The 12,664-nt window shown below is 35.8% G+C and carries 9 protein-coding genes; 4 read left to right on the top strand and 5 right to left on the bottom strand.

Features of this window, described 5'->3' with window-relative positions:
- The first annotated feature begins 100 nt into the window (after window positions 1-100).
- Both ICJ85_RS05900 and ICJ85_RS05895 read left to right on the top strand, forming a co-directional pair.
- On the top strand, window positions 101-1,027 hold the full coding sequence (locus tag ICJ85_RS05900; RefSeq protein WP_188222847.1) for a DUF3078 domain-containing protein: 927 nt from the start codon (window positions 101-103) through the stop codon (window positions 1,025-1,027).
- A 133-nt stretch (window positions 1,028-1,160) separates the two neighbouring features.
- Window positions 1,161-1,628 (top strand): hypothetical protein, encoded by a 468-nt coding sequence (locus ICJ85_RS05895; protein ID WP_188222846.1) that lies wholly within the window; start codon window positions 1,161-1,163, stop codon window positions 1,626-1,628.
- A gap of 19 nt (window positions 1,629-1,647) precedes the next feature.
- Here the strand turns inward: ICJ85_RS05895 and ICJ85_RS05890 are convergent, their stop codons facing one another.
- On the bottom strand, window positions 1,648-3,888 hold the full coding sequence (locus tag ICJ85_RS05890) for a transglycosylase domain-containing protein (protein WP_188222845.1): 2,241 nt from the start codon (window positions 3,886-3,888) through the stop codon (window positions 1,648-1,650).
- Between the two features lie 35 nt (window positions 3,889-3,923).
- Complete coding sequence (hflX, locus tag ICJ85_RS05885; RefSeq protein ID WP_188222844.1) at window positions 3,924-5,144, bottom strand: GTPase HflX; 1,221 nt, start codon at window positions 5,142-5,144, stop codon at window positions 3,924-3,926.
- A 78-nt stretch (window positions 5,145-5,222) separates the two neighbouring features.
- Here hflX and ICJ85_RS05880 point away from each other — a divergent pair, with 78 nt between their 5' ends.
- Window positions 5,223-6,191 (top strand): endonuclease/exonuclease/phosphatase family protein, encoded by a 969-nt coding sequence (locus tag ICJ85_RS05880; RefSeq protein WP_188222843.1) that lies wholly within the window; start codon window positions 5,223-5,225, stop codon window positions 6,189-6,191.
- A gap of 8 nt (window positions 6,192-6,199) precedes the next feature.
- On the opposite strand, the gene ICJ85_RS05875 is transcribed toward ICJ85_RS05880, so the two are convergent.
- Window positions 6,200-8,119 (bottom strand): DUF5689 domain-containing protein, encoded by a 1,920-nt coding sequence (locus ICJ85_RS05875; RefSeq protein WP_188222842.1) that lies wholly within the window; start codon window positions 8,117-8,119, stop codon window positions 6,200-6,202.
- A gap of 61 nt (window positions 8,120-8,180) precedes the next feature.
- The gene (locus tag ICJ85_RS05870; protein WP_188222841.1) at window positions 8,181-10,949 is read right to left on the bottom strand and encodes a carboxypeptidase regulatory-like domain-containing protein; all 2,769 of its coding nucleotides are present in this window, start codon (window positions 10,947-10,949) and stop codon (window positions 8,181-8,183) included.
- 131 nt (window positions 10,950-11,080) lie between these two features.
- Between ICJ85_RS05870 and ICJ85_RS05865 the strand changes: the two genes are divergently transcribed.
- Complete coding sequence (locus ICJ85_RS05865; RefSeq protein ID WP_188222840.1) at window positions 11,081-12,133, top strand: endonuclease/exonuclease/phosphatase family protein; 1,053 nt, start codon at window positions 11,081-11,083, stop codon at window positions 12,131-12,133.
- A gap of 44 nt (window positions 12,134-12,177) precedes the next feature.
- On the opposite strand, the gene ICJ85_RS05860 is transcribed toward ICJ85_RS05865, so the two are convergent.
- Window positions 12,178-12,618, bottom strand: coding sequence for a hypothetical protein (locus ICJ85_RS05860; RefSeq protein WP_194420821.1), 441 nt, complete (start codon window positions 12,616-12,618; stop codon window positions 12,178-12,180).
- Between the last annotated feature and the right edge of the window lie 46 nt (window positions 12,619-12,664).

Raw genomic sequence — 12,664 nt, 5'->3', positions numbered from 1 at the left:
TCACACAAAACAAGTGTCTTAAATCGTAATGATTTACGGCAGCTGTTGTAAGTCAATTATTTTAAAATTATATTTATACTCCATTCATAAACAAACCAATATGAAAAAAACACTTTTACTCTTGGCATTATTAATTGGTATGGTATCAGTTAATGCGCAAACAAAAGAAGAACTTGAAGCTCAGAAAAAAGAAAAAAAGGCTGAAGCCGATGCCCTTACTGCCGAGGTTAAAGCCATACAAGCTAAAATTGATGCACTTCCAGGTTGGCGAATAGGCGCCTTTGGAACCATTGGGGGAAGCATTTCGAACTTTAGTAACTGGTATTCGCAAGGGACGCCTAACAACCAATCCGGAAATATAGGATTTACATTAAATGCTTATGCCAATTTAATTCAGGAGAAATTCTTCTGGAGGAATGCCCTAACCACCAATTTAAACTGGGTAAAACTTGACGATAAAGACGACCCAAATGACGATGATAGCTTCAACCCAACAACCGATGTGTTTAACATTTCATCGCTTTACGGTAGAAACATTACCAAATCGTTAGCAGCTTCGGGATTAATGGAATACCGTACCACGCTTTTAGATAACTTTAATGACCCTGGATACTTAGATTTAGGTATTGGTGCCACGTGGACGCCAATCGAGAATCTAGTAGTGGTTATTCACCCATTAAACTACAACTTTGTGTTTAGTAGTGGGGAAACGATTTACGAATCGTCTCTAGGTGCTAAAATTGTTGCCGATTACACCAGAAGTTTCGGTGCTGTGAATTTTAAAACCAATCTGTCGATGTTCCAGAGTTACAAAAGTAATGACTACTCGAACTGGACCTGGACCAATTCGTTCAGCTACACCCTATGGAAAATGATTGGGGTTGGCTTTGATTTTGGCTTAAGAAACAACAGACAGGAAGCGCTTGATTTCGCTCTAGCACAAGACCCTGCAACCGCAACCGATTTTGATGATTTAGATAACAAATTACAGACATATTATACACTTGGTTTGAGTTATAAGTTCTAAACCAAGAACAAATAATATTTTAAAAAAAGCGGTTAATTTAAATTTAAATCAACCGCTTTTTTTGTAAGAATTAAAATTATATTTGCCGAGCTAAAAGCTTAGTCAAATTCTACAAAAATAATTGAAATACCTGATGAAAAAATTTATCATTTTGATAACTGCTTGTACATTCCTAACCGGATGTTCTAGAAACTTATTTAACTTTACAATTGTTTCAACGAAGGATATTGAACTTGAGAAATTAGCTTCTCTGAAAAAATCTTCTGAGAAAACAGAAGGAGAAGACAAAGCAAGCATAATTATATTTGTTCCCTCTAAAAGAATAAAAATTGATAAGGCGATTAGTAATACAATTGATGCATTTCCTGGTTGCGTAGCATTAATGAATGGAACTGTTTATTCTAAATTTTGGTGGATTCCATATATATATGGTAAAGAAAAAATTGTTGTTGAAGCTACCCCAGTCATAGACCCTTCAATCGCTCAATCATCAAGTCAGCTAACTCAGTATACTAAAGTGTATATTAACAGGAAAGGTAATATCGATTTTATTGAATCAATTTCAGAAGAAAAGTATTTAGATGAAAAAAACAAAATCTAATACTTTAACACAATAAACACTACTTCCTCTTAAACTTACGTTCCTTTTTCTTGTTTCCGAACAATCGTTTTAAGAACCCATCGCGCTTTTCAGGTTCGCAGTCCAGGTCTTGAAGCACGGCATCTGAAGGCGTTTCAAACTTCGATTTGGTAATCGTATTAAATTGTGAATCGGCATTTAGTTTTTGATAAAACTTTGCAAAAATAGGCAAAGCTGAATTTGCGCCCTGACCAATACCTGTGGTTTTAAAACCGATACTATGGTTGTCATTCCCAACCCAGGCTACCGTAACCAATTTAGGCGTAATCCCTACAAACCAACCATCTTTATTGTTTTGAGTCGTACCCGTTTTTCCAGCAATATCGTTTTTCAAATTATAACTTGAACGTAATCGGGTTGCTGTTCCTCTGTTTACAGTCGATTGCATAATTTGCAGCATGACTTCTCGGGTATAATCGCTATAGGCTTGTTCTTCGGCAATATCAGGTTTAAACTCTGCAATAACATGTCCGTTTTTATCGGTGATCTTGGTTATAGCATAGAGTTTAACTGGTTTACTATCGTTTACATAACTAGCATAGGCTCCGGTTAATTCTTTCAAATTAATTTCGGCAACACCTAAAGCTAAAGAGGGTTCTTCTGGCAATTCTTTTTGAATGCCCATTTTAGCCGCTTGCTCCACTACTTTTTCAATCCCTACTTTATTCAAAACCTTAACGGCAATCGTATTCACCGACTGACTTAAAGCTGTTTCAAGGTTATAATTTAAATGCTCGTCATCTTCCTCCTTACCTGCATTGGTTGGCGTCCAGTCGTCAAAATCGGTGTAGGTCACTGCCGATAATGAAAAATAAGTACACGGCTTCATGCCGTCTTCAATAGCTGCAGTATACACAAACGGTTTAAACGTCGACCCTACCTGACGCTCACTTTGCGATACGTGATCGTATTTAAAAAAGCGATAATCGATACCGCCAATATACGTTCTGATGGCTCCGGTTTGCGGTTCAACAGACAACATACCTGTATTTAAAAACTTTAGATAATGTTTTAAACTATCAATCGCCGAGACATTTTTTATGGTATCTCCTTTCCATTGAAACAATTCGGTTTTTCGTTTTACCGATAAAGAATCTAAAATCTGTTTTTCAGTTAAGCCTTGACTTTTATAGGTTTTATATGCTGGTAAGGTTTTTATAGCTGAATTTACTACTTTTTTAGAATTCCAAGGCGCGTACTTTCCATATGATTGCTCATGTGCCCTTTGTAAACCGGCTAGATGTTCTTTCATAGAAGTTTCGGCTAAAGCCTGCATCGTAGAATCTAAAGTAGTATGAACTACCAGTCCGTCGCGATACAAATCGTAAGGTTCACCATCGGGCTTTTTCAATGTATCTAAAATAATTTTAAGCTCCTTTTTTACACTTTCTCTGAAATAAGGTGCTAAGCCCACATCGTGATTAAACGATTTATAATTTAAAACGAGTTCCTGAGCACTTAACGAATCGATTTCCTCCTCTGTTAAATAATCATATTTATACATTTGCTGAAATACCACATCTCGTCGTAATTGTGTGCGCTCTCTATGCAATCTTGGGTTGTAATAGCTAGTCGCCTTCAACGTTCCAATAAGAGCTGCCGCCTCTGAATAATTTAAATGTATTGCAGGTTTGTTGAAAAACTTTCGGGAGGCACTTTCTATTCCGTAAGTATTATCAGGAAACGGCACCGTGTTGAAATACATGGTTAAGATATCATTTTTAGAATAGATATCCTCAATACGCTTAGCAATAATAGACTCTTTAAACTTATTAATGAGCATGCTAAAGACAACATAATTTTTCCTTCCGAATAAATTCTTAGCCAATTGCAGGGTTATGGTACTTCCGCCCCCTGCCGATTTATCTCCAAGAATAATGTTCTTTATAAATACGCGAAGTAAACTTACATTATCTACCCCATCGTGCTCATAAAAACGCACATCTTCAGTAGCCACTAAAGCATCAATAAGATGTTGTGGTATATCCTCAAACTCTAAAGGCTGCCGGTCGTAAATGTAATACTTCCCTATAAGTTTCCCATTCTTATCTAATAGTTGGGTAGCTTCAGCCTGTTTAATTGAACTTAAATCTTCTTTTGTTGGTAACTTACCAAATACACCTAAAAATACACTGGCGTATATTAGCGCAAAAAAGCCAACTACCGAAACACCTACTATTACCGCCCACTTTATCCATTTTCGTTTTAGTAGTAATTTCATTAATTTAATCTTTTGGGATTTCCTGAGTATATACGTTACGAATCGATAATATCGTCGTAATCAGGATAAAGAAAATTGTTGTAAGGGAAACGTGTAATGTGAATTTTACGTACTTCGTTGTATACTCGTTTTCTAAAATCTTCCAGATTCTCTTTATTTATAGCGGAAATGAACAAGGCGTTCTCCCCTATTTTACCCATCCAGGTTTTTTTCCATTCGTCTAAAGAATAGTGCTTTTTGGTACGCTCAATATCAAATTCGTCATCGCTTTCATAAGGTTCCGGCTTGTAAGCATCAATTTTATTGAATACCATAATGGTAGGCTTATTGATACTTTCTATTTCACCTAAAATTTTATTTACCGAATCGATATGTTCTTCAAAATTCGGGTGTGAAATATCAACCACGTGCAATAATAAATCGGCTTCACGAACTTCATCAAGGGTACTTTTAAAACTTTCAACCAATTGTGTTGGAAGCTTACGAATGAACCCTACGGTATCACTTAATAAAAACGGTAAATTTTGAATCACGACTTTTCTAACGGTAGTATCAAGCGTAGCAAATAGTTTGTTTTCAGCAAACACTTCACTTTTACTAATAACATTCATTAAGGTGGATTTGCCAACATTGGTATATCCTACAAGCGCCACACGAACCATCGCACCACGATTACCACGTTGTACCGACATCTGCTTATCGATGGTCTTGATTCGGTCTTTTAATAAGGCAATTTTATCACGTACAATACGTCTATCGGTCTCGATCTCGGTTTCACCCGGACCACGCATACCAATACCTCCTTTTTGACGCTCAAGGTGGGTCCACATACCTCTTAATCGCGGTAATAAATATTCACACTGTGCCAACTCTACTTGCGTACGGGCATAACTTGTTTGTGCACGTTGAGCGAAAATATCAAGAATAAGATTGGTTCTATCTAATACTTTACAGTTTAGTATTTTACTAATATTTCGTTCCTGTGCTGCCGATAATTCATCATCAAAAATAGCAGTCCCTACATGATTCTCTTCAATAAACTCTCTAACATCTTCCATCTTACCTGTCCCAATAAACGTTTTTGGGTTAGGCATATCCATCTTCTGAGTAAAGCGTTTTACTACTTCGCCTCCAGCAGTATAAGTTAAAAACTCAAGCTCATCCAAATACTCTTTAGATCGGGTTTCATCCTGGTCTTTAGTTACAATACCAATTAATACAGCTTTCTCTAAGTTTATATCTTTTTTCTCTAACATACTTATAAATAATATGCAAAGTTACATAATTGCATCCATTTTAATTTTTATATTTTTATTGCAAAATAAAAACTTCCTATGATCGATTTTGATGATGCCGAAGTAAGACCAAATTTATACACGACGGCATTTTATAATCTTGAAAATCTGTTTGATATTTACGACGACAAACATACAAATGACAATGATTTTCTACCTATTTCTAAAAAGAAATGGACGCCGAAACGCTATGACAATAAACTACGAAAATTAAGTTATGCCATTTCAAATATCGGACGACGGGAAACTGGAAAACACCCGGCATTAATTGGTATTGCCGAAGTTGAAAATGCCACTGCTATTAAAGCGTTAATAGAATTTAAACACTTAGAAGATTATAATTATGATTATGTACATTATAACTCACCCGACGAACGCGGTATTGATGTGGCTTTAATTTACGATCGTGATGTTTTTGAAGTCACTAATTCTGAAACTTACACCATTACCTTATTTGATGATGACGGCAGCCCGGATTACACCCGGGACATTTTACTGGTTTCTGGATTATTAGAAGGTCTACCTGTTCATGTACTGGTTAACCATTGGTCATCGCGACGTGAAGGTGAAAAAGAAACCGAACCCAAGCGCATCGTAGCATCAAAACGATTAAGTGAGGTTATTGATGAGTTAAGACAAGAACAACCTGAAGCCAAACTGATTATTATGGGCGATTTTAACGATGATCCGTCAAGTACCAGTATAAAATCGTTGGTGGAATCTCAAAACCTGTACAACCCTATGGAAACGCTTCGTTCGTATAGCCGAGGGACCACGTATCACAGTCGCCAATGGAATTTGTTCGACCAGATTATCATTTCCACTAACTTTTTTGAAAATACACCAAATAGCTTAGAATTTCATTCAGCTAATATTTTTGATGAAGACTTTTTAAAGCAATTCGATGGCAAGTTTAAAGGCACACCGTTTAGAACCTACGTAGGCTCCAAATACCACGGTGGTTACAGCGACCATTTTCCGGTATATGCCATTTTTAAGAAAAACTAATTTCTAAACTATTCAATTGTAAAATTATCTAGATATAAATTGTAAGCTACTTCTTTGCCTATTTTTAAAGCTAAAAAATCTTTGGTTGTATCGGAAATATTCAAATCTGTAATTCCCGATAAATCTAAGGTGATTTCTATCCATTCTCCTGCAGTGTTTATCACTCCAGCATATTGATTACTTGCTGATGCTAAAATAGTTGCACTAGTTGTTATATCTCCTAAATTAAACCTGTAATAGGTTCCATCAGCTTTATATAAATTTATAGAAATTGTTTTATCTGATGTTCCTTTTAATGCAAACTTTATTTTAGAATATGTACTTGGTAAATCGCTATTAGCTAAAGCCGTAAACACATAATCGTTACCTGTTGTTCCTGCTGTAATAAGACTTAAGGCCGTACTTCCATCTACACCATTACCTGTACTTTGAGTTGCATAATCTTTTATACCGAAACTATTAAGTCCTGAAATAAAAGCATTATAATTTTCAAAATCTCCTCCTAGGAAAGCTAGCCCTTCAGCAGAAGAAGATCCTCCTCCATTATTGCCTCCTGTATTAGTTGAAGGTCCTGCATAGAAATCATCGATTTGTATCGTTGTTGTTATGCTACTGGTTCCTCCTTTATATTTAAATCCAACGAAAATTGTTTCTCCTACATAAGCAGATAAATCTAATTCTCCCGAATCTATAAAAGTACTACCATAACCATTAGGATTAGTAGACGATATTACAGGATTTAATTGTGTCCAATTAGCAGCTGTAACATCACCTGAAAAATCGGTTGACACATAAACAGTTAACGGATTTCCATTATTGTACCCATCAATAGTTCCAAAAGACAGTACAGGATTTGATGTTAAGGCATCTATAACTAAACCCGGAGACACTAACCAGGCTTCCATAGAACTTTCCTCTGAACCAAATGCCTGAGCTTGGGCAAAAAAATTGTTATTATATTTTTCTAATGTAAAAACTTCTGCTCCTCCCGATGCACTAGTTGTATACCAACCTTCAATACTTAAATCCTGACCATCTACATAATTTCCTTCAAAATCCTGAGTATAAGGTAAACTTACAGGATCGGTTGGTTCGTAAGCTCCTGGTGTACAACGTTCATCATCAAACATTACATCGTTTGTATCACGAATGAATAATTGATAATCGGAATTATATTTACTAAACACCGCTACGATAGATCCCTGACCTATTGGAAATAATTCATTCTTAAAATCGGCAAAACCACTGTTTCTTAAAATAGTTTGAGAATTATCCTCACAATTTTTTAAATATCTATTTACCGTAAAGGTATTATCTGCATTAGCATAAGGCTCCCCGACTTCTGAACTATTTAACTGCATGTTATCTATCTGAACTAACATGTTTATATAGTTGTCATTAAACTCAGACGGAGTGATAACTTTTGGAACAATGGTTGCTACTTCAGCTGAACGAATAATATAATCATCGTAAGTAAATGCAGAAATTCTTCCAACACTAGTGCCATCAATCTCACCAATATGTAATACACTATTCAGTTCATCCATTCCCAGACCATTTAGCTTCACATACACCTTTTGCCCAGGTTTATATAAGGCATATAAAGACGTGACATCTACATCTAACTGAATGGCCGCGGTTGGATCTTCAGGTTTATCTTGAATAATCAATACTTTATAAAAATTACCTGCTTCATCGTTAGACACTACATAGCCTTCAATAATTAATTCGCCTTCATTATTAGCCTCGTTAAAATCTACCAGGCTACCAGCATACATATCTTTCACTATAGAAATGGTGGTATTCGCTTCAATATTTGGTTCTTCAATTTCTACATTAGGAATAGAATAATCGTCGTCATGGACACAGGATGTTAAAGCCAGCGCAAAACTTAGTGCCAGAGTTAAATATATATTTGTCGTTTTCATGATATTATTTTTTTTATGTTTTTTGAATGCTTCGCAGTTCATCTGTTTTGTGTTTTATACTTTAAAATCTGAAATAAAGATTAAGGAAATAATTTGCGCCACGCCCGTACCAGTATTTTGGTCCGAAAACACGAGTATCATTACTCATATCGTCTCTTAACTCTCGGTAATTGGCTGCGCGCCCTTGTTCGAAACCACCTGTTTTATATTCTTTATCTAACACATTTCCTATGCTTGCAAAGAACCCAACATAATAATCGTCTATTTTCCACGATTTACCTCCAATAAGATTCACTACCATATAGTCATCAAACTGTTCCTGTTTTAATAACTCTCTGGCAATATCCTCGTCGTAATCATTAAACGGTAAGCCATCTACCGGATCTTTATAAAAATTTGCCGTTCTGGTTAACGGACTAACATCTACATAAGTATTTGTGAAAAAATTGGCTGTGGCTCCAAACCACCAGTAATCCGGATCGCGATATTCAAACCCTACAGAATATGCTCCTTGCGGTCCACCAGCCACTTTATAATCTTTCATATTGGCCGGACCTTGTGGTGCTGTAGCCGCATCGGCCGTTAAAATTAAATTCGGATTATTATCGTAAGTGTATTGTCCTAAAGAGGCTGCACCTTTTAATTTAATGGTTGGCGTTACCTGCGCTTCAATACCGGTTTCTACTCCTAAATGAATTTTATCAATCCCTTGAAGAATTTCACTCACAAATTCTGAACTTTCTGTAAAACCGGTTACCCCATCGGCATAGTAAAACGAGATTTCATTAGCATCTTCCGTTTTAATATAGAATCCTGTAACCCGTGCTTTTATAGTTGGCGATCGGAAAATATAACTCGCGTCGAACGAGGTAATTTTTTCTTCTTTGATATCTGGCACTATATTATTATTAACACGCGCATTAGAAAAGGTATTTCTTAAAGATGGTGCTCGCGTAATGTAACCCGCATTAGCGTCAAACAAATGCTTACCAGAAAACTTATAAGTAAAGCCCCCTTTAGCACCAATACCTGTAAAATCTAACTTGTCGCCTTTTCCTAAGGAATTTCCTGTATTGGCTTCATTATCATATAACCCTTCACGTTGATAATCGGTTTTTGAAACACTTCCTGCCAGATAAAAATCAATTTTATTGTATTTAAACTGCGCCTGAGCATATCCAGACAGCACATTGGCAAACAGGTTATAATTGTACTTAAACTTATCTCCTTCAATAGCGATACGATTCGGATTCTGCAAATCAAACTGAAAACCATCAAAGGAATCGACATTTAAAAAGCCGTTACCGCCTAATAAATCCATAATTTCAGCGAAATTTTGAGACTTCAGCTTTCTGTAATTCACAGCAGCATTTAAAATGATATTTTCATTCAATTCTGAATTTAAAATAGAATTGAACGTCCATTGCTTATCATCATTTCTATCTTCATATAAAATATAGGTTGAATAATTCCCTACGTTCTCTAAATTGGTTTGATACAAACTATTCCAATCTATTTGGCCATCATTCAAGAATTCCTGTTCTGCTAGATAGGCATTAGCATAATTTGGACCCGCGGTTGGTGTTAACCAGTAACTAGGCAGTTTTTGGTAATACGCTGGACTTGGATTAGAACCACCACCTATAGGAAAGCCGTCATCATTTAAACGGGTCCCTCCATAATCTAATCGACTATTCCCGGTTTTACCAAACTGATAACCGACATTGGTATTTAAGGTAGTTTTACTTGAAATATCCCAGTAATGGTTAAGCATTAAAATAGGCTCCTCAACATCTTTAAAACGCGAATTACGTTTCTCGCCATCTTGCCAGCCCCAGTATTCGTTGTATTTAATTCCTTTTAAATCGTAAACTTCCTGAGTATTCGGCGCCGATTTTCCGCGTCGGTTAGGTGCATAAATTGAGGTGAAGTTAATACTATGCTTATCGTTAATAACTTTTTCAACAGATGCAAATAGCGACTTAGAATCGTATAAGGTCGCATCCTGGTACCCTTCATTACCCCAACGTCTGGAAAGCATTACGGTCATGGCCCAGCCTCCTTCCATCAAGCCAGTAGAATAACTCGCCATTAACCTATTCGTGTAACTACGATTAGATGAGGAATATGTTAATTGTCCCCCCGGACGATAATTTGTGGCTCTGGTATTAATATTAGTCGTTCCTAAAACACCTCCAAAATTATAAGCCGAAGGGGTTAATCCGGTGGTTAATTCCTGATTTCTAACCACATCATTTAATCCACCCCAATTACTCCATTGCGGCCTTCCATTATACATTTTGTTCATTTCGATACCGTTAATAAGCACCGAACCATTATCGGAATCTAAACCACGTAATCTAAAAAACGACGGACTAAATTCGAAAGCTGCAGTACGCTGAAACACATCTAAAGACGATGATAAGAGTCCTGAAATATTATCGGCTCCGGTGGTGTCGTCATTTAATTCATCATCAGAAAGTGTAATTGTAAATAACCCCTGTGAAGTTGTAACATCGACATCTAAAGTAATGTCCGACAAATCTACTGTTCTGTTTTCATTAACAACAATAGGAAAGCGTTTGGTTTGGTATCCGGGCTTCGATACGTTTAACATTTGTTCCCCAAGCGGAACATTACCTGAAAAAACAAATACTCCCTTAGCATCGGTTTCGGCGGATAGGGTTGTTTTTTCAACTGAAATAGTAACATCTGGTATGGGCTCAAAAGTAACACCATCTTTAACACTTCCGGTAATGATAGTTTGTTGTGCAAAAACAGTGAAAATTGAAAAAACACCAATTAAAAAAGTGAGTATAAATTTGTTCATAATTTAATCAGAATAAATTAACATGCTATTTAACAGCAATTTAACCCTTACTAATATACATTTTTTATAATTAATATGTAAATTTAACTACACGATTGTAGCTAAAATACCATTAATGTAACATTTTTATAATGAACAATTTTAAACGTAGTTTGACTATTTTTTTATTTAGCATTTGTACGATAAACTTTGCGCAATCTAATAAAACCTTTAAAATTCACACCATAGCCTTTTATAATCTTGAAAATTTGTTCGACACTATAAACGATCCAAAAAAATTTGATGAAGTCAGTCCGATGATGGAATTGAAAACAAACCGCTCTGAGGTGTACAAAAAGAAAATTCGGAATATGGCGATGGTTATTGCCGATATAGGCAAGGAAACCACACATAACTCACCAGCTATTATTGGGGTCTCTGAAGTCGAAAACCGAGAAGTTCTGGAAGATTTGGTTAACGACTCATCTTTAAGAGATAAAGATTACGGCATTGTGCATTTCAATTCTCCGGACGCCAGGGGTATTGATGTGGCTTTACTGTATCAGAAAAAGCTATTTACTCCTACCTCAACCACAACTAACGAATTAAAAATCTACGATGACAACTCTAAAAAACGTGTATATACCCGCGACCAGCTGGTTGTTAGTGGCACATTAGAAGGCGACCCGATAAGTATTATTGTAAATCACTGGCCATCGAGAAGAGGTGGTGAAGCACGAAGCCGTCCTAAACGTGTGGCTGCCGCTAAACTCACTAAACATCTGGTAGACTCTTTACAAGTTATTAACCCCTATGCGAAGGTATTTATTATGGGCGATTTGAACGATGACCCAACTAATAACAGTGTAAAAGACGTTTTAAAAGCTGAAAAAAATCGAGATAAGGTAAAATTAAAAGGTATTTATAACCCTTACGAAACCTATTTTAAAGATGGTTTAGGCACGACAGCCTATCGTGATGCATGGAGCTTGTTTGATCAAATATTAATGACTAAACCTTTATTAGATGATGACTACTCCTCCTTTCGATTATACAAAGCAGGTATTTTTAATAAAAACTATTTAATAGGTAATAAAGGCAGATATAAAGGTTATCCCTTACGTAGCTTTGCCAATGGAAGTTTTACCAATGGGTATAGCGACCACTTTCCTGTATATGTCTATGTTATTAAAGAAGTGGATTAACAGAATAAAAAAGGCAGCTAATAGCTGCCTTTTTTATTTTGTTTTTATCCTAACCAAACATCCCAAGGAATTCTTGATAATAACAACACTAAGCCAATAGTATAAAATATAGCAATTGGTTTAAGCTTTGCTTGTGAGGTTAATTTCTTTTTATGCTTAGAATAGCCTATGGTTATAGCTGCTATGGCTAAGATATTTACGATAGGATGCTCTACTAAATATAGACGTGCAATAGGGTTTTTCATGACTTCTCCTCCTAATTGACTCCATAATTCTAACCTTGGAGAAACCACGTAAAGAATTATACCAATTAACAATTGGGTATGTGTTAGGATTAATGTAAAAAGTGCCAATCTAAAATCCTTTACTTCATATTCCTTTTTACCAAATACTTTAATCAAAACGTTTATAACAGTAATAATTAAAACAATAAACAATAAATATGCCCAATAAGAGTGCAGACTTTTTACAGCTTCGTAAATCATGAAATTTATATTTTAAATTAGAGTAACAAATGTACTAATTAAAAAC

The organism is Aestuariibaculum marinum, from assembly GCF_014596975.1.
Classification (GTDB): domain Bacteria; phylum Bacteroidota; class Bacteroidia; order Flavobacteriales; family Flavobacteriaceae; genus Aestuariibaculum; species Aestuariibaculum marinum.
Note: the sequence above shows the minus strand (reverse complement) of the source record. Positions and strands in the feature narration are given on the sequence as shown.

What these genes read in the sequence shown, in the direction of transcription:
- hflX (WP_188222844.1), bottom strand. Translation starts at nt 5,144, where the DNA reads ATGTTAGAGAAAAAAGATATAAACTTAGAGAAAGCTGTATTAATTGGT.
- ICJ85_RS05900 (WP_188222847.1), top strand. Translation starts at nt 101, where the DNA reads ATGAAAAAAACACTTTTACTCTTGGCATTATTAATTGGTATGGTATCA.
- ICJ85_RS05890 (WP_188222845.1), bottom strand. Translation starts at nt 3,888, where the DNA reads ATGAAATTACTACTAAAACGAAAATGGATAAAGTGGGCGGTAATAGTA.
- ICJ85_RS05880 (WP_188222843.1), top strand. Translation starts at nt 5,223, where the DNA reads ATGATCGATTTTGATGATGCCGAAGTAAGACCAAATTTATACACGACG.
- ICJ85_RS05875 (WP_188222842.1), bottom strand. Translation starts at nt 8,119, where the DNA reads ATGAAAACGACAAATATATATTTAACTCTGGCACTAAGTTTTGCGCTG.
- ICJ85_RS05865 (WP_188222840.1), top strand. Translation starts at nt 11,081, where the DNA reads ATGAACAATTTTAAACGTAGTTTGACTATTTTTTTATTTAGCATTTGT.
- ICJ85_RS05870 (WP_188222841.1), bottom strand. Translation starts at nt 10,949, where the DNA reads ATGAACAAATTTATACTCACTTTTTTAATTGGTGTTTTTTCAATTTTC.
- ICJ85_RS05860 (WP_194420821.1), bottom strand. Translation starts at nt 12,618, where the DNA reads ATGATTTACGAAGCTGTAAAAAGTCTGCACTCTTATTGGGCATATTTA.
- ICJ85_RS05895 (WP_188222846.1), top strand. Translation starts at nt 1,161, where the DNA reads ATGAAAAAATTTATCATTTTGATAACTGCTTGTACATTCCTAACCGGA.